14 protein-coding genes are annotated in these 16,568 nt (G+C 68.7%); 13 read left to right on the top strand and 1 reads right to left on the bottom strand.

The annotated features are described in order from the left end of the window. The first annotated feature begins 40 nt into the window (after positions 1–40). The 10 genes from dctP (at position 41) to GH266_RS20390 (ending at position 12,396) form a co-directional block, all read left to right on the top strand. A complete protein-coding gene (dctP, locus tag GH266_RS20435; RefSeq protein ID WP_158195474.1) occupies positions 41–1,072 on the top strand; it encodes a TRAP transporter substrate-binding protein DctP in 1,032 nt (343 codons plus the stop codon). 98 nt (positions 1,073–1,170) lie between these two features. After that, positions 1,171–1,683 carry a TRAP transporter small permease subunit gene (locus GH266_RS20430; RefSeq protein WP_158195473.1) on the top strand — a complete coding sequence of 171 codons (513 nt, stop codon included), beginning with the start codon at positions 1,171–1,173 and terminating at the stop codon, positions 1,681–1,683. After that, positions 1,680–2,993 (top strand): TRAP transporter large permease, encoded by a 1,314-nt coding sequence (locus GH266_RS20425; protein WP_158195472.1) that lies wholly within the window; start codon positions 1,680–1,682, stop codon positions 2,991–2,993. The genes GH266_RS20430 and GH266_RS20425 overlap by 4 nt, the downstream gene beginning before the upstream one ends. A gap of 25 nt (positions 2,994–3,018) precedes the next feature. Next, entirely contained in the window at positions 3,019–4,296 is a 1,278-nt protein-coding gene (locus GH266_RS20420) for a hydroxymethylglutaryl-CoA reductase, degradative (RefSeq protein WP_158195471.1), read from the top strand. A 24-nt stretch (positions 4,297–4,320) separates the two neighbouring features. Beyond that, complete coding sequence (locus tag GH266_RS20415) at positions 4,321–5,220, top strand: hydroxymethylglutaryl-CoA lyase (RefSeq protein WP_158195470.1); 900 nt, start codon at positions 4,321–4,323, stop codon at positions 5,218–5,220. A 463-nt stretch (positions 5,221–5,683) separates the two neighbouring features. After that, on the top strand, positions 5,684–7,939 hold the full coding sequence (locus GH266_RS20410; RefSeq protein WP_158195469.1) for a TonB-dependent receptor: 2,256 nt from the start codon (positions 5,684–5,686) through the stop codon (positions 7,937–7,939). Positions 7,940–7,944: 5 nt separating this feature from the next. Next, positions 7,945–9,195 carry an MFS transporter gene (locus GH266_RS20405; protein WP_158195468.1) on the top strand — a complete coding sequence of 417 codons (1,251 nt, stop codon included), beginning with the start codon at positions 7,945–7,947 and terminating at the stop codon, positions 9,193–9,195. Next, positions 9,192–9,878: an SAM-dependent methyltransferase gene (locus tag GH266_RS20400; protein ID WP_158195467.1), complete on the top strand. Its 687-nt coding sequence runs from the start codon at positions 9,192–9,194 to the stop codon at positions 9,876–9,878. Before GH266_RS20405 ends, GH266_RS20400 begins: the two co-directional genes overlap by 4 nt. Positions 9,879–9,968: 90 nt before the next feature. Continuing rightward, a complete protein-coding gene (locus GH266_RS20395; protein ID WP_158195466.1) occupies positions 9,969–10,547 on the top strand; it encodes a TetR/AcrR family transcriptional regulator in 579 nt (192 codons plus the stop codon). Positions 10,548–10,650: 103 nt separating this feature from the next. Beyond that, entirely contained in the window at positions 10,651–12,396 is a 1,746-nt protein-coding gene (locus GH266_RS20390) for a phosphoenolpyruvate hydrolase family protein (RefSeq protein ID WP_158195465.1), read from the top strand. Positions 12,397–12,403: 7 nt separating this feature from the next. On the opposite strand, the gene GH266_RS20385 is transcribed toward GH266_RS20390, so the two are convergent. Further along, complete coding sequence (locus GH266_RS20385; protein WP_158195464.1) at positions 12,404–13,072, bottom strand: phosphoenolpyruvate hydrolase family protein; 669 nt, start codon at positions 13,070–13,072, stop codon at positions 12,404–12,406. A gap of 182 nt (positions 13,073–13,254) precedes the next feature. On the opposite strand from GH266_RS20385, the gene GH266_RS20380 reads away from it, so the two are divergent. The 3 genes from GH266_RS20380 to GH266_RS20370 all read left to right on the top strand — a co-directional run bounded on the left by GH266_RS20380 (position 13,255) and on the right by GH266_RS20370 (position 16,530). Then, positions 13,255–14,148: a branched-chain amino acid ABC transporter permease gene (locus GH266_RS20380; protein ID WP_209001497.1), complete on the top strand. Its 894-nt coding sequence runs from the start codon at positions 13,255–13,257 to the stop codon at positions 14,146–14,148. Then, the gene (locus GH266_RS20375; protein ID WP_158195463.1) at positions 14,145–15,146 is read left to right on the top strand and encodes a branched-chain amino acid ABC transporter permease; all 1,002 of its coding nucleotides are present in this window, start codon (positions 14,145–14,147) and stop codon (positions 15,144–15,146) included. The genes GH266_RS20380 and GH266_RS20375 overlap by 4 nt, the downstream gene beginning before the upstream one ends. Positions 15,147–15,264: 118 nt before the next feature. Next, positions 15,265–16,530 (top strand): ABC transporter substrate-binding protein, encoded by a 1,266-nt coding sequence (locus tag GH266_RS20370; RefSeq protein WP_158195462.1) that lies wholly within the window; start codon positions 15,265–15,267, stop codon positions 16,528–16,530. Positions 16,531–16,568 lie beyond the last annotated feature (38 nt).

Below are 16,568 nucleotides of genomic sequence, written 5' to 3'. Positions count from 1 at the left end.
GTTTGCGGACATAACAAACCGACTATCCGGGAGGATGCACATGAAGGATGTTTCCAGACGCCGTTTCCTGGCCGCTTCCGCCATTGGCGGCGGCGTGCTTGCCATGCCTGCGGTCGCCCGCGCGCAGGAAGCCGTCGAGTGGCGCATGCAGGCGCTGTGGGACGGCGGCACCACGCCGTTCGAGTTCGAGAAGGCCTTCGTCGCCCGCGTTGCGGAGCTGACCGACGGCAAGTTCGACATCAAGCTGTTCTCGGCCGGCCAGCTGGTCCCGGCGGCGCAGGCGTTCGATGCCGTGCGCAGCGGCGCCTTCCAGATGATGAAGACCTTCGACGGCTACGAGGCCGGCAAGATCCCGTCCTTCGCCTTCACCTCGACCATTCCCTTCGGCTTCCCGAACCCGGACCAGTACGAGGCGTGGTTCTACGAGCTCGGCGGCCTCGACATGGCGCGCGAAGCCTACGGCAAGGCGGGCCTGTTCTACATCGCCCCGACCGTCTACGGCGAAGAGCCGATGCACTCGACCGTCAAGATCGAGAGCATTGCCGACATGGCCGGCAAGAAGGGTCGTTTCGTCGGCCTCGCCTCCGCGGTGATGGGCGATCTCGGCGTTGCCGTGACGCCGATGGCGACCGCCGACGTCTATTCGGGCCTGGAAAAGGGCCTGATCGACTTTGCCGACCGCGGCGACCTGACCGCCAACTTCGAGGCGGGTCTCGGCGAAGTGGCCAAGTTCATCATCCTGCCGGGCGTGCACCAGCCGACCACCGCCACCAGCTATGTGGCCAACACGGCCGCCTACGACGCGCTGCCGGCCTCGTTCAAGGCAGCCCTTGCGGTCGCGGCCCGCGAGATCTCCGGTTCGCTGCGCCAGCGCATCATCGTCCAGGACACGATCGTCCTCGACAAGTATCGCGAGCAGGGTGTCGAGATCATCCAGCTCGACCCGGCCGACATCGCGCAAGCGCGCAGCAAGGCAGTGGCATCCTGGAACAAGGCGACCAAGGGCGACGCGCTCGCCACCCGGATCGTCGAGAGCCAGACCGCGTTCATGCAGTCTCTTGGGCTTCTCTGAGCCCTTGCTCCCGGGCGGGCGGCGCGCTTGCGTCGCCCGCCGTTTTGCTGCGTCCTGCCTGACCCACAGCAGACGGTCACCGACAGCAGGCTTTCTTCATGACCCCACTCTTCAACGTCGTCACCGGGCTCAACCGGATCCTCTTCGGCATTGCCGCACTCGCGATCTTCGCCGTGGTGCCGATGCTGCTTTACGAGGTGGTGGCCCGCTACGCCTTCAACGCCCCGACCGTCTGGGCGATGGAGGCGAGCACGCTCCTGTTCGGGCCGCATTTCATGCTGGCCGGGCCGTACCTGTTGCACCTGCGCGGGCATGTCGCCGTCGACATCGTCTCCGAGCGCGCCTCCGCGCGCACCCGGCAGGCTCTTGAAATCTTTGGCTTCCTGGTGATCGCCGTCTTCGCCGCCGTCCTCGGCTGGGTCAGCTGGCCGCTCGCGGTCAACGCCTTCCAGCTCGGCGAGACCAGCTTCTCGGCCTGGAACCCGCCGATCTGGTGGATCAAGTTCATCGTGCCCTTCGCCTTCCTGATGCTGTTCGCCCAGGCGCTCGTGGAAGCAGCCATGGCACTGCGCACACCGCCCGCGGCCACCGCCAAGGAGGCCCGCCCGTGAGCTCCGAACTCGTCCTTCTGGTGATGTTCAGCGGCCTCGTGAGCCTGCTGCTCACCGGCCTGCCGCTCGCCTTCGTTCTCGGCTCGCTGGCGCTGTTCTTTACGGTCGTCCTGTGGGGGCCGGCGGCGCTCACCGTGACGGTGCTGAACCTCTACGACACGATGCGGTCGGAATCGCTGCTGGCGATCCCGCTCTACGTGATGATGGCCAGCGTGCTGCAACGCTCCGGCGTGATCGAAAGCCTCTACAAGGCGATGGAGATCTGGTCGCGGCGCCTGCCGGGCGGCCTTGCCGTCGGCACCGTCGCCATCTGCACGATCATCGCCGCGATGACCGGCATCGTCGGCGCGGCCGTCGCGGCCATGGGCATGCTAGCCCTGCCGTCGATGCTGAAGCGCGGCTACCAGCCGGAGCTGGCCATCGGCACGATCTGCGCCGGCGGCACGCTCGGCATCCTGATCCCGCCGTCGGTGATCACCATCGTCTACGCGGTGACGGCGCAGGCCTCCATCGGCCAGATGTTCATTGCCGGCGTGGTGCCGGGCCTGCTGCTGGCCTCGCTCTATATCGGCTATATCGTGCTGCGCTCGGCGCTGAACCCGTCCATCGCCCCGCGCCCGACCGACGGCGACGACATCACCTGGGCCATGCGGATCGGCGCGCTGAAGTCGCTGATCCTGCCGATGCTGATCATCGTCGGCGTGCTCGGCACGATCTACATGGGCATCGCCACCCCGACCGAGGCCGCTGCCGTCGGCGTTGCGCTCGCCTTCGTCTCGGCGTTGATCGAGCGGCGGTTCAACGGCGAGCTGCTGACCGGCGTCGCCCTCGACGTGGTCAAGGTCACGACGATGATCCTGTGGATCACGATCGGCGCGCGCGCCTTCGTCGCGATCTTCACCGGCACGGGCGGCGCCGACTTCCTGCTCGGCTTCATCCAGGACCTCGACACCAACCGCTGGGTGGTGCTGGTGGTGATGCTGGCGATCCTGTTCTTCCTGGGCATGTTCCTGGACGAGATCGGCATCATCCTGCTGTGCGTGCCCGTGTTCCTGCCGGTGATCGACTTTCTCGATTTCGACCGGCTGTGGTTCGGCATCCTGTTTCTCGTGTCGGCGCAGATGGCCTATATCTCGCCGCCCTTCGGCTACACGCTTTTCTACATGAAGGGGGTGCTGCCGGCCGGCATCGGCATGGGTACGGTCTACCGCGCCATCATCCCTTTCATGCTCCTCCAGGCCCTCGGCATCCTGATCTGCGCCATGTTCCCCGAACTGGTGCTGTGGCTGCCGCGATCCATGATCCAGTAAGAACTCACCCAGGACAGGACTGACCATGAGCGACGCTCGATCCTCCCGCATCGAAGGTCTTCACAAGATGACGCCAGCCGACCGCCTGCAGGCGGTCGCCGCCAAGGCAGGCCTCGGCAACGAGGCGATCGCCAGCCTCGCCCAGGCGGCGGAAGGGCGGATCGAGCTCGCCGACCGGCTGGTCGAAAACGCGATCTCCAGCATCGCCATTCCGATCGGCGTCGCCACCAACATGATCGTCGACGGCCGCGAAGTGCTGGTGCCGATGGCGACGGAGGAGTCCTCCGTCATCGCCGCCGTCTGCAACGCGGCCAAGCGCTGCCGGCCGACGGGCGGCTTCTTCACCTCCTCGTCCGGCCCGGTGATGGCCGCGCAGATCCAGCTGCTCGGCGCCAGCGATCCGGAGCAGGTGCGCCTCAAGGTCTATGAGCGGCTCGACGAGATCCGGACCATCTGCAACGAGACCGACCCCCTGCTGGTCAAGTTCGGCGGCGGCTTCCGCGACATCGAGGTGCGGGTGATCGAGACGGCCGAAGGGCCGATGACCATCGTCCACATCATCGTCGACACGCGCGACGCGATGGGCGCCAACGCGGTCAACAGCATGGCCGAGGCGCTGGCGCCGCGGCTGGTGGAGTGGACCGGCGCCCGCAGCCTGCTGCGGATCCTGACCAATCTGGCCGACCGCCGCGTGGCGCGCGCCCGCGCCGTGTGGCCGTTGGAGGAGATCGGCGGCGAAGAGGTCCGCGACGACATGATCTCGGCCTACCATTTCGCCGATGCGGACCCCTACCGCGCCGCGACCCACAACAAGGGAATCATGAACGGCGTCAGTGCGGTAGTGCTGGCCACCGGCAACGACACCCGCGCCATCGAGGCCGGCGCCCATTCCTTCGTCGCGCGCAACGGCCATTACGGCTCGATGTCGCGCTGGGAGGAGGACGCGGACGGCAACCTGGTCGGCATCCTGGAAATGCCGATGGCCGTCGGCCTGATCGGCGGCGCCACCAAGATCCATCCGACCGCGCAGGCCTGCCTCAAGCTGCTGGGCGTCGAGACCGCCGACCAGCTGGCGCGGATCATCGTCTCCATCGGCCTGGCGCAGAACTTCGCGGCGATGCGGGCGCTGGCGACCACCGGCATCCAGAAGGGCCACATGGCGCTGCACGCCCAGAACGTCGCCCTGCTGGTGGGTGCGGTCGGGGACGAGATCGACCAGGTGGCGAGCGAACTCAAGGCTCTCGGCAAGGTTCGCCAGGACGTCGCCGAGGAGATCCTCGCGCGGCTTCGCGCCGGCAAGTAAGCCGGCCGGAGCAGGGAGAGCGGAATGGGCGAGCGCGTTCAAATCGTCGAAGTCGGCCCGCGCGACGGGCTGCAGGCCCGCAAGGAGCCCATCGCGACGGCAGCGCGCATCGGCCTCGTCGAGCATCTGCGCCGGGCCGGCGCAAGGCGCATCGAGGTCGGCTCGTTCGTCTCGCCGAGGGCCGTGCCGCGGATGGCCGACACCGCCGAGGTGATGGCCGCGACCGGCTCGCGCGAGCGGGACGGCGACATGGTGCTCGTCGCCAACGAGCGCGGCCTCGACCAGGCCATCGAGCACGGCGCCCGGTCGGTCGCCGTGTTCACCGCCGCAAGCGACGCGTTTGCGGAAAAGAACATCGGCTGCACCGTTGCCGAGTCGCTCGCCCGCTTCCGCCCGCTCGTCGAAAAGGCCAAGGATTCCGGGCTTTTCGTGCGCGGCTACGTCTCGACGATCACCGACTGCCCCTATGCGGGACGGGTCGCCCCGGCGGCGGTCGCGGAGGTGTCGCGAGCCTTGAAGGACATGGGCTGCGGCGAGATTTCGCTCGGCGAGACGCTCGGCAAGGCGACGCCGGCGCGCATTGCCGCGGTGGTCGAGGCGGTCGCCGAACACGTTCCGGTCGCAGAGCTTGCCGCGCATTTTCACGACACCTACGGAATGGGCATCGCCAATGTCGCCGAGGCCCTGCGCCTCGGAATTCGGACCGTCGATGCGGCGGCCGGCGGGCTCGGCGGCTGCCCCTTCGCGCCGGGCGCGGCCGGCAACGTTGCGACCGAGGACGTCCTCTACCTGCTTCTAGGCGATTGTTACGACTGCGAAATCTCGATGGAGCCGCTGCTCGACGCGGTCGCCTTCATCGAGCACGAGATGGGCATCCGCCCGACCAGCCGCGTCTACAAGGCGCTGCGCGGCAGCAGCGTCTGAGGCACCGAAAACCGGCTTAGCGGTCGTCTCGAAAATTGAGACGGATTTTGCAAAATTCCGTCTCGAAATCGCGTGAAATTGGGAATCTCGTCTCGAAATCGGCAATCGCAGCGGCGGCAGAGACGTCGGGGCCGATGCCGATAGAGAGGCCGGCAGTGCGGTGAGGCGTGCAGGGCACTTGTCCCCGCTCAATCCCCGTCTGACGACACCTGCCGGCGGTGCCGCCTCGGGTCCGACCCGCTTGCCGCGTGGGGGAGAGATATCCCCGCAGGCCGTGCCGGCTTATCCCCGATCCCCTTTTCACGATATCCCCGCGCGCTTTTGCCGGATATCCCCGGCCCGCCAGAGCGGCGCCCTGCCCTGTCGTCCTGTCTGCTGTTCGCTGCGCTCAAATATGAGTTTGACTCTCATGTTTGTTGGTTGGTAGACAAACCAAAATCAACGGACGCAAGACAGGAACGCCATGCGGAACCGACACGCCAAGGACATCACCTGCACGATCCTCCTCGCGGCCCTTGCCGTCTCGGCTGCCACGGCCGCGACGGCCCAGGACGGCATGGGCGACGACGACGGCCTCGCCGCCACCGATCTCGATCTCTCTGGCACCGACCTCTCTGCCATCGATCTCTCTGGCACAGATCTGGGGGGCGCGACCCGGCTGAAGCCCATCGTCGTCGAGGCCCGCAAGTTCGAGGAGCCGATCCGCGAGGTGCCGTTCTCCGTCGACGCGCTGCCGGCCGAGGAGATCGAAGCTGCGCGCATCCGCAACACGGCCGACCTGGTCGGACGGGTGCCGAACTTCAACTTCGCGGATACCGGCCTGAGCTTCGCCAACACGCTCAACATCCGGGGCATCGGTTCGTCGTCGGCGCTGATTTCGCCGTCGGTGAATTACTACGTCGACGGCGTCCCGCTGCCGGCGCGGGTGTTCGACCAGCGCTTCATGGACGTCCGCTCCATCGAAGTGCTGAAAGGGCCGCAAGGCACGCTGTTCGGGCTGAACTCGCAAGCCGGCGCGGTGGTCGTGGCGACGCAGGACGCCGTGCCCGAGTTCGGCGGCGAGATCGGGGTCGAGGTCGGCTCGCACGGCGAGCGCAAGCTCGACGCCAGCGTCGGCGGGGCGATCTCGGACCGGGTCTCGGCGCGCCTGTCGGGCACGCTCTACGGGTTCGACGGCGACATCCGCAACATCGTCTTCGACGGGGCCGGCAACGTCGTGCGGGACGACAAGTCCGTGCGCGAGCAATATTCCGGCGCGATCTCGGCGAAGGTCGCCGCCGAGCTGTCGGACGGGACGGACGCGGTGCTGTCGCTGCGCCATTCGCGGAGCCGCGAGCGGCCGACGACCGGCGTATGGCTGGACGACCCGCATTTCCCGCGCAACGCCTTCGCACCGGTTCCCGAGACGACGACCGAGACCACCGGCGGATCGCTGGAGATCACCCACGATCTCGGTTTCGCGACGCTGACCTCGCTGACCGGCATCAGCCATTACGAGCTCGATCTGGAGGCCGACCTGCTGGACGGCTTCATCGGCGGCGCGCAGACCGGCCTGCCGCCCTTCGCCTTCGGCGCGGCCGGGGCGAATGTGCGGCGGATCGATGAGACCAGCTCGCAGGTGAGCCAGGAATTGCGGCTCAATGGCGAGATCGGCGACAGGGGACAGTGGGTTGCCGGCGTCAGCGGGCTCTACTCCGATCTGGAGAGCACCACCGACATCACCAGCCTTGCCATGGCCAATGGCGCCTATACTGGCCGGCTGAAGAAGACCAACCTTGCCGCCTTCGGCGAAGTGACCGTGCCGGTGGGCGAGCGCCTGCGGATCATCGGCGGCGCCCGCTACACCTACGAGCGCCAGCAGTTCGGCGGCACCTATGCCGGCCGGCCGGGCGGCGCCCCGGGCCTTGCCGCCTTTGCCGAGAGCCAGGAGAGCACCTTCGGCTTCGTCACCGGGCGCGCCGGCCTCAGCTTCGACCTGGGGCCGGAGCTCACCGTCTACGGCACCATCGCCCGCGGCGAGAAGCCGGGCGGCTACCTGTTCTTCAACCAGTTCGCCTCGATCGGCATTCCGCTGACGGAGTTCAAAAGCTCCGGCACCTGGTCCTACGAGGCTGGGCTGAAGGGGAGCCCGCTCGCCGACTGGCTGGAGATGTCGACGGCGGTGTTCCTGAACGACACGAGCGACGAGCAGCTCTTCACCTTCAACCCGGTCGCCGGCCGGTTCGACGTGCAGAACGCCGACACGCGCAGCTATGGCTGGGAGCTGACCATGACGGCGCGGCCGACGGAGAGCTGGCACTTCGGCGCGGCGGCCAGCCTGCTGCATGCCGAGATCACCTCCGGCAACGCGCTGATCAAGGGCAACGACGTGCCTTACGCGCCGGGGTTCACCACCTCGCTGTTCGCCGAGTACCGCCATCCGCTGGAGATCGCCCGGCGGGCGGGCTCTGCCTTCGGGCGCGCCGAGTACCAGCATGTCGGATCGCGCCAGATCGACCCGGCCAATAGCCGGAGGCTCGATGCCTACAACCTCGTCAACCTGCGCGCGGGCTGGGAAAGCGACAGCTTCGACGTCTACGGCTTCGTCGAGAACGTCTTCGATGAAGGCTACACGACCTCGGCCTATCGCGCCGGCAACGCGGCCGGCGGGGGCGGCGTCTTCGCCGGCATACCGGGCAGCGGGCGGGCGCTCGGCCTCGGCGCAAGGGTGAGGTTCTGACGGCCATGACACGTGCCTTCCCCTCACCTTTCGCGCCGGCCCGTTCGGCGCGGGCCGCGCTGTTCATCGCCCTGGTGCTGAAGGCCGCCGGGCTCAGCCTGTTCGTGGTCCTGATGCCGCCGCTCGGCCGGCAGCTGGGCTTCACCGACATCGAGACCGGCCTGATCATGAGCCTGTCGGCGCTGGCCGGCATCGTCGCGGCGCCGGTCTGGGGCTTCCTGACGGAGCGGGCCGGCCGCAAGCCGGTGCTGCTCGCCGGCATGCTGGTGCCGGCTGCCTGCCTGGGATTGACGGCGGGGCTGGTCGAGATGCGCCTGTCGCTGGCGATCTCCGCCGGGCTCGCCCTTGCGGCCGTCTTCGCCGTCCGGGTGCTGCAGGCCGCCTTTTCCGGCAGCGTGCTGCCGGCGGCGCAGGCGCATATGGCCGACACGACCGGCCGGCAGCAACGGGTGCAGGGGATGGGCTTTCTCGGCTCGTCCTTCGGGCTGGGCGCGATCCTCGGCGGCATGGTCGCCTGGCGGATCGGCGGCAGCGCACCGGCGACCTCCTTCGCCGTGCTGGCCGGGCTCGCCTTCGCCGCCGGGCTGGCCGTGTGGCTGTGCCTGCCCGAAACGCGGGGGCAGGAGACCGGACCGGGCGCCGTCCCGGCCACTCCGGCAAACCTGGCGCAGCTGTGGCCGCATTTCCTGATCACGCTGCTGGCGGTCGCGATCTACGGCACCTTGCAGCAGGTCATGGCGCTGCGGCTGCAGGACTATTACGGGCTCAGTGGGGAAGCGTCCGTGTCCCGTGCCGGTTTCATTCTGGCAGCGGCGGCGGTCTGCATGATCGCGGTGCAGGGGGTCGTCATCCGGTATCTTGCCTGGAGCCCCAGGGCCTTTCTACTGCGCGGCGCGGTGCTGGCGGCGCTGGCGATGGCGGGGTTCTCGGCCGCCACGGGCCCGGAGATGCTGCTCGCGTCGATGATGGTGTTCGGGGCCGGGCTGGGGCTGCTGTTTCCCGGCAATCTCGGCGCGATCAGCCTCAAAGCGCCGGCACAGGCGCAGGGCAAGGCGGCCGGCATCAACGCGACGTTCCAGGGGATCGGCATGGCCTGCGGGCCGCTGCTCGGCGCCGTCCTCAACTCGGTCTCCTTCGCGGCGGTGCCGGCGCTTTGCATCGCCCTGCTGCTCGTCGTCGCCGGACTGGCGCGGATCGGCGCACCGCATCCCGACACCGCCCCCCTTCCTGCAACGCCCGCGGAGCCAAACCGATGACAAGACCGCTGTTTTCCGGGGCCTTTGCCGAAACCTACGAGACGCGGATCGACCGGCTGGTGCCGGGATACCGCCTCGCCCACGAGCTGACGCTGGCGCATCTTGGCGCCCGGCTGCCGGACGAGGCGAGGATCCTCGTTGCCGGGGCCGGCACCGGGACCGAGGTCCTGCTCTATGCCGCGCATCGTCCGGGCTGGCGCTTCGTCGCCGTCGAGCCGTCGCCCGACATGCTGGCGATCCTCAAGGCGCGGGTTGCGGAGGCGGGCCTCGGCGAGCGGGTGGAGATCGTCACGGGAACGGTGGAGGACGCGGATGCGGGGCTTCGTGCGGATGCCGCCATCGCCCATCTGGTCAGCCACTTCATCAAGGGCGATGTCGACAAGCTCGCCTTCTTCCGCGCAATCGCGGCGCGGCTGGCGCCGGGGGCGGGCCTGTTCCATCTCGACTACCTGCCCGAGCGCGGCAGGTTCGATCCGGGCTATCGCAGCTGGGCGCGGCTGGCAGGGCAGACGGAGAGCGAAGCGGCGACGATGGAAAAGCGCATTCTCGGCGGCTGGGACGCGGCGGACGCGGCGCGCCTTGCCGGGCTGCTTCGGGCGGCCGGCTTCGACGAGCCGCAGCCGTTCTTCCGGGCGCTCGACTATCACGGCCTGGCAAGCTACCGAAGCCCCGAGACGGAGTGAGGCGGGCGGCGGGTTCCGTTGGCGGGGCCGATGGCTTACTTCTCGCCTTGGCGCCGACCGGGGTGCTTCGCAGCTTTCATGGAGGGGTCCATGGCGGACGATCCAGTACGTGAAAAGATCCTGAAGGCCGCGCTGGACCTGATGCAGGCCTATGGCGTGAAGAAGTTCACCCAGCCGCAGGTGGCCAGGGCCGCCGGCGTGCGCCAGTCGCACCTGACCTACTATTTTCCCAAGAAGATCGACCTCATCAAGGGCCTGCTGCAGGGCCACCTGCCGCACCACGCGGATGCCGGCGGGACACCGCCCGCGCCCCCTGCCCCCGAGGCGATCCGCAAGGGGCTGGCGGTGCTGACCTCCAACCCCGGCCGGATGCGGTTCTTTCTCAGCCTGATCCTGGAGGCGCAGCTGGAACCGGAGCTGAAAGTCCTGGTCGACGAGCACATGGCCCGGTTCGACGCCAGGGTCGCCGCCTATTACGGCCGGCCGGCGGGCGATCCGGACGTGACGATGTTCCTTTCGGCCCTGCGCGGTCTCGGCATGCGGCGGCTGGTCGGGGAGCAGACGGACGGGCAGCAGACGGGCGGGGAGCCGGACGACGGCGTCGACATCGCCCTGCTGGAGGCGCGGTTCGGCCTGGTGCCGGCAGCAAGGCCCGCAGCCGCCAGCTGACATTGCAGGCGCCGCCCGAGAGGGCGCGGCTTGTGTGCCGGCGCGTTCGCCCCTACCGTTCGCGCGGCGATCCTGCGTTCACCCAGCGACCCGGTCCGGCGGCATGTTTTCCTGGCACGAGCAGCTGCGCTCGAAAGGCAGCGTCGAACCCCTGGTGGGGGCGGCCATCGGCGTCGGCATGACCGCAGAGGCGGCCGAGCGGGGCGGCGCGGACTTCCTGCTGGCGCTCAATGCCGGCCGCTACCGGGTGATGGGCGCGACCTCCATCGCCGCCATGCTGCCGCTGGACAACGCCAACCGCTTCACCGACCATTTCGCCCGGCGCGAGATCCTCGACCGGGTCGGCGTGCCGGTGTTCTTCGGCGCCTCCGCCTTCGACCCGAGGCTCGAGCCCGGCGCCTTCGTCGCAGAGCTCGCCGCCGCCGGCTATCACGGCATCGCCAATTTCCCGACCAGCATCCATTACGACGGCCGCTTCCGCCGGGCGCTGGAGGAAGCGGGCCTCGGCTACGCGCGCGAGGTGGCGCTGCTCAGGGAAGCGCAGCGCCAGGGGCTCGCCACCTTCGGCTATGCCAAGAGCCGCAAGGAGATCCAGCACCTGCTGGAGATCGGCGTCGACATCCTGTGCCTGAATTTCGGCTGGAACGCCGGCGGCACGCGCGCGGTGGCGCAGGCCTTCACCCTGGAGGAAGCCGCCGACCGGGCGCGGCGCATCTTTTCCGAAGTGCGGCAGGAGAGCCCGCAGACCATCTGCGTCGTCGAGGGCGGGCCGATCGTCAGCCCGGACGACATGTACCGGGTGTGCCGGGACGCGCGCGCCGACGGCTATGTCGGCGGATCGACGCTGGACCGCATGCCGCTGGAAATCTCGGTGATGCAGAAGACCTCGGCGTTCAAGGCCTTCAGCGTGCTGCAGCAGGCGGATGCGGCACAGTCGCGCGAGACGATGCGCGCGGCGCGGCTGACCGGCATCGCCGGCCAGTCGAAGGCCGTCGCCCGGCTGCTGGACCAGGTGGTGAAGCTTGCCGGCACCAACCTGCCGGTGCTGATCGTCGGGGAAAAGGGCCTGGGGCGGACCGCCCTCGCCCGCAGCCTGCATGCGCTGGCCAACCGCAAGGGCGGGTTGACCATGCTGAACGGCGCCGAGCGCGAGGTGCCGCCCGCGGAGATGCTGTTCGGCGCGGAGCCGGATTTCGGCCGGGTGCGGCGCAGCGGCGCGCTCGACGCGCGCGAGGCGACGGTGGTGGTGGAAAGCGCCGGCGCGCTGGACGAGGCGGCGCAACAGCACATCCTGTCCTGGCTGGAGCGCGGCGAGACGGAGCGCGTCGGCGGCAGCCGCAGCCACACCCCGCAAGGCCGGCTGGTGCTGATCGCAAGCCCTGAGGATCTGGTGCAAGGGCGGCTGGCGGAGGCTCTCGCCGCGCGGCTGCAGCCGGGGCGTATCGACATGCAGCCGCTGCGCGACCGGCCCGAGGACATTCCCGCCCATGCGCGCGCCTATCTGGAGGCCATCGGCGAGGCGCGGCAGCTGGGGCCGCTGGAGATCTCGGCCGACGGCTACCGGGTGCTGTTCGCCCACGACTGGCAGGAGAACACGCGGGAACTGCGCCGCGTCGTCGAACAGGCGGCGGTGATGAACGAGGGACGGGTGATCGGCTCGCAGGTCTTGCGGGCGGTGATCGAGGCCTCGGACGGCACCCATGGCGCGGCAACGCCGCTGGCGGAAAAGGACTGGATCCTCGACGCGCTGCGCCGCCACCGCTTCCGCCGCGGCGAGACGGCGACCTTCCTCGGCATCTCGCGCAAGACGCTCTACAACAAGATGCGCCGCGCCGGCCTATTGGATTGAAAACCGCTCAGTCGGCGACCCAGGCAAGCCCGTCGGCCAGCGCCTCGGCCTGGTCGAGCTCGTGGCCGAAGCCATGCGGGCGATAGACCAGCAGCGGCGTGTCGCCCTGGTCGCGCAAGACGGGAATCATGTGGGCGATGGCAAGGCTGGAAGCGGCCCGCTCGCGCCAGTCGGCAAGCGCGAGACCCGGATGCAGCACCAGCCGCGAGGGGCCGTGGCGCAGCATGACGCGGGCGCTGTCGAGCGAGGCGGCGAAGGCGACCGTCTCGAAGCCGGCCTCGCGAAAGGCGGCCAGCACCGCGATCTCGCGCGCGACGCCCGCCCCAGCGCTGTCGAAGACGCGGGCCGTCTCGCCGTCGATCAGCTGCACCGTCGGATAGTTGGCGACCGCCGCGACACCGGCGGCGGACAGCGCCAGCGTCGCGTCGCGCAGGCGCAGGAACGGGTCGACCAGCATCAGCCCGGCAACCGTGTGCGGGCCGGCAAGTGTCTGGCCACCTGCCCGCAGCACCTCCAGCATGGCGGCGTTGACATCGCTCACCGGCAGGACGCCGACAAGCTCGCGATGGGCCGGCGCGACCTCCGCCATGAACGGGGCGAGCAGGACGTCGCCATGGACGTCCCCCTCTGGCGGCCCGGCCGGCGGGCGGGCCAGGATCGGCAAATTCAATGGCATGGTCGCTGACCCATCTTACCCATTCTTACCCAAAAACATCGAAATATGCTTCTGGCACGGATCTTCCGCCCTTGTAAATATCCTCGGCAGATCGGGAGGTTTTGGGAGGAGCCGAAACTTTCCCTCACAAGAAACAAAAGCTTTGGGCGGAAGATCGACGATCTTTCGCACGGGAGGGATTTTTGTCGCTTCAGTTCATGATCACGGTGACGTTGAACGGCCTCACTCTGGCCGCTCTCTACTTCATCGTTGCCAGCGGTTTCTCTCTGATATTCGGCCTGATGCGCACGGTCAACATGGCGCACGGATCGCTCTACCTGATCGGCGCCTATGTCGGGTTCGCCGTCTTCGACAGCCTCTACGCCTCCAATGCCACGGCCGGCTATGCCTGGTATGCCGGGCTGCTGGCCGGCGTCGCCGCCGCGGCAGTGGCCGGCGTGGTGATGCAGGTCGTCTTCCTCGGCTGGATGCAGGGACAGGAGCTGCGGCAGGCGCTGGTGACCATCGGCCTGTCGATCATCATCGCCGATCAGCTGCTGGCGCATTTCGGCGGCAATCCCTTCCAGTTCTTTGCGCCCGACGCCCTGTTCGGCCCGACGCCGGTGCCGGTGATCGGCCGCTACTCGACCTTCCGCCTGTTACAGATCGGCCTTGCGCTGGCGGTCGGCGTCGGACTGTGGCTGCTGCTCAACAAGACACGGCTCGGCATCATGGTGCGGGCCGGCGTCGACGACCGGCAGATGCTGGCCGCCTGCGGCGTCAACGTGCCGCTGATCGCGGTGGCGACCTTCGCGCTCGGCGCCGGGCTCGCCGGCCTTGGCGGCGTCGTCGGCGCCACCGCCCAGCCGGTCGCGCTCGGGGTCGACGTCAAGTTCCTGCTGACCTCGCTGGTCGTGGTGATCGTCGGCGGCATGGGCTCCATCGGCGGCACGGCCATCGGCGCGATCCTGATCGGCGTCGCCGAGCAATGGGGCCAGGCGCTGTTTCCGACCTACTCGGTCATCCTGACCTTCGCGATCATGGTCGCCGTGCTGGCGGTCCGCCCGCAGGGCCTGCTCGGGAGGACCGGCCGATGAGCCTGATGTCCCGCAGCCACTGGGCCCTCACCGCGCTGGCGCTGGCGATCCTCGTCGCCCTGCCGCTGCTGCTGCCCGATTTCTGGCTGAGCGGCATTCTCGGCCGCTCGCTGATCTACGGGATCGTGGCGCTGTCGATCACCTTCCTGGCGAGCTATGGCGGCTTCATCTCGCTGGCCCAGACGATGCTCGCCGGCATCGCCGGCTACACGGTGGCGATCCTGGCGCCGACGGCGATCCCGGCCAGCGCGAGCGCCGTCAGCTACTGGCTCGCCATGCCGCTCGCCGTGCTGGCCGCAACCCTTGCCGGCGCCGTGGTCGGGCTGATCGCGATCCGCACCCGCGACATCTACCTGCTGATGATCACCCTGGCGCTGGCGGTCGGCTTCAGCCTGTTCGCCCAGTCCAACATCGACTGGTTCAACGGCTACGAGGGCATCCGCAACGTCGTCGGGCCGGACCTGTTCGGCCAGCCGTTCCGCGCCCATACGGTGTTCTATTACGTGGCGCTGACCGTCTCGGCGCTGCTCTACCTGCTCGTGCTATATGTGGTGCGCACGCCGTTCGGCCTGGTTCTGCAGGGCATTCGCGACAACCCGCGCCGGGTGGCAGCGCTCGGCTACAACGTCGCCGTTCACCGGATCGCCGCCTTCGCCATGGCGGGCTTCATCGCCGGCTGCGGCGGCGTGCTGATCACCTTCTACAATATCGGCATCACGCCCGGTTCCATCGGCATGACGGCGACGGTCAACGTACTGGTGATGTCCGTCATCGGCGGCCTCGGCCATCCGGTCGGCGCCTTCATCGGCGCGGTGATCTTCACGCTGATCGATACGTTCGCCGCCACGATCTACGACCGCGACCGCTTCAACACGCTGATCGGCCTCGTCTTCCTCGGCATCGTCGTGGCCTCGCCCGACGGGGTGCTGGGGCTCGGCAAGCGCCTGACCGGGTGGGGCAAGCGCAAGGACGCGGGAGACGGCGGCACGCCGCACTGAGGAATTCCTGCGGCAGCCCGGCTCCGGCGCCGCAGGCAGACACCGGCCGCAAGGCCGGCACCACCGGAGCCCGGCCGCGGAGGAGAAACGGCCGAACACATCACAAGGGGAGAAGACCATGCTCAGGAAGAAACTGGCACTCAAGACCGCGACGGCGCTGGCCGCCGGCCTGTTCGCACTGGCGGGGATCGGTGCCGCCGCCGCGCAGGACGTCATCAAGCTCGGCTCGATCACCACGCTGGAAGGCCCCTTCGCCACCGGCGGCCAGGACGCCTACCGCGCCATGGAAATGGCGCTGGAGGAGGTCGACTACACGATCGACGGCAAGAAGATCGAGTGGATCCGCGAATCCTCCAACGCCCAGGCCGATGTGGCGCTGGCCCGCGCCCGCAAGCTGATCGAGCAGGACAATGTCGACATCATCGTCGGCCCGCTGTCGGGCGCGGAAGGCATCGCGCTGCGCGACTACTCGCGCACGCTGGAGGGCAAGACCATCGTCAACGGCTCGTCGGGCGCCGCCGACACCACCTTGCGCGATGCGTCGCCGAACTTCTTCCGCTTCAGCACGGAAGGCACCCAGTGGATGGCCGGCCTCGGCAACCACGTCTACAAGGACATGAATGTCGAACACGTGGCGCTGGTCGCCGCCGACTACGCCTTCCCCTATGCGCAGGCGATGGGCTTCATGCTCGAATACTGCCAGGCGGGCGGTGCAGTGACCAAGCTGTGGTCGCCGCTGAACACCACCGACTTCGGCTCGATCATCGCCAACATTCCGGAAGATGCCGGCGCCATCGTGCTGATCCAGGGCGGCACCGACGCCCTCGCCTTCCTGACCCAGTACGCCGAGGCCGGCGGCGACCTGCCGATCATCGGCGGCTCGATCACCGCCGACCAGACGCTGCTGAGCGCCCGCGGCCCGCACCAGCGGCTGATGGAGGGCATGCTGGCGGCCGGCCCGATCGCCGACCTCAACGAGGATCCGATGTGGGTGGAATGGGTCGCCGCCTATCGCAAGCGCTTCCCGGACGGCTTCGACTCGCCCTCGATCCACGCCTTCAACTACTACACCAACACCAAGGCGGTGCTGCTGGCGCTGGACGAAGTGGACGGCGACCTGTCGGACGGCCAGAAGGCCTTCCAGGAGGCGCTGGCCAAGGTCGAGTTCAAGAACCCGATGGGCGCGAATGTCCGTCTCGACGAAAACCGGCAGGCGATCTCCGACATCTTCCTGACCCGGATCGTCAACGACGGCGGCACGCTGCGGACTGAGGCCTTCGGCAAGACCGAGGGCGTGACCCAGACGATGGGCATGGACCGGGAGGCGTTCCTGGCGCTCGGCGCCCCCTCGCGCGACAATCCCGACTGCCCGCCGGCCAACTGAGGCCCTTCCAGCCTGCCTCCTCCCGCGCGCTGCGGGGG

The organism is Stappia indica (genome assembly GCF_009789575.1).
GTDB classification, from domain to species: Bacteria; Pseudomonadota; Alphaproteobacteria; order Rhizobiales; family Stappiaceae; genus Stappia; species Stappia indica_A.
Note: the sequence above shows the minus strand (reverse complement) of the source record. Positions and strands in the feature narration are given on the sequence as shown.

Excerpts from the sequence above, each read along its gene's own strand:
- GH266_RS20410 (WP_158195469.1), top strand. The coding sequence starts at position 5,684 with ATGCGGAACCGACACGCCAAGGACATCACCTGCACGATCCTCCTCGCG.
- GH266_RS20400 (WP_158195467.1), top strand. The coding sequence starts at position 9,192 with ATGACAAGACCGCTGTTTTCCGGGGCCTTTGCCGAAACCTACGAGACG.
- GH266_RS20405 (WP_158195468.1), top strand. The coding sequence starts at position 7,945 with ATGACACGTGCCTTCCCCTCACCTTTCGCGCCGGCCCGTTCGGCGCGG.
- dctP (WP_158195474.1), top strand. The coding sequence starts at position 41 with ATGAAGGATGTTTCCAGACGCCGTTTCCTGGCCGCTTCCGCCATTGGC.
- GH266_RS20390 (WP_158195465.1), top strand. The coding sequence starts at position 10,651 with ATGTTTTCCTGGCACGAGCAGCTGCGCTCGAAAGGCAGCGTCGAACCC.
- GH266_RS20415 (WP_158195470.1), top strand. The coding sequence starts at position 4,321 with ATGGGCGAGCGCGTTCAAATCGTCGAAGTCGGCCCGCGCGACGGGCTG.
- GH266_RS20375 (WP_158195463.1), top strand. The coding sequence starts at position 14,145 with ATGAGCCTGATGTCCCGCAGCCACTGGGCCCTCACCGCGCTGGCGCTG.
- GH266_RS20385 (WP_158195464.1), bottom strand. The coding sequence starts at position 13,072 with ATGCCATTGAATTTGCCGATCCTGGCCCGCCCGCCGGCCGGGCCGCCA.
- GH266_RS20395 (WP_158195466.1), top strand. The coding sequence starts at position 9,969 with ATGGCGGACGATCCAGTACGTGAAAAGATCCTGAAGGCCGCGCTGGAC.
- GH266_RS20370 (WP_158195462.1), top strand. The coding sequence starts at position 15,265 with ATGCTCAGGAAGAAACTGGCACTCAAGACCGCGACGGCGCTGGCCGCC.
- GH266_RS20430 (WP_158195473.1), top strand. The coding sequence starts at position 1,171 with ATGACCCCACTCTTCAACGTCGTCACCGGGCTCAACCGGATCCTCTTC.
- GH266_RS20420 (WP_158195471.1), top strand. The coding sequence starts at position 3,019 with ATGAGCGACGCTCGATCCTCCCGCATCGAAGGTCTTCACAAGATGACG.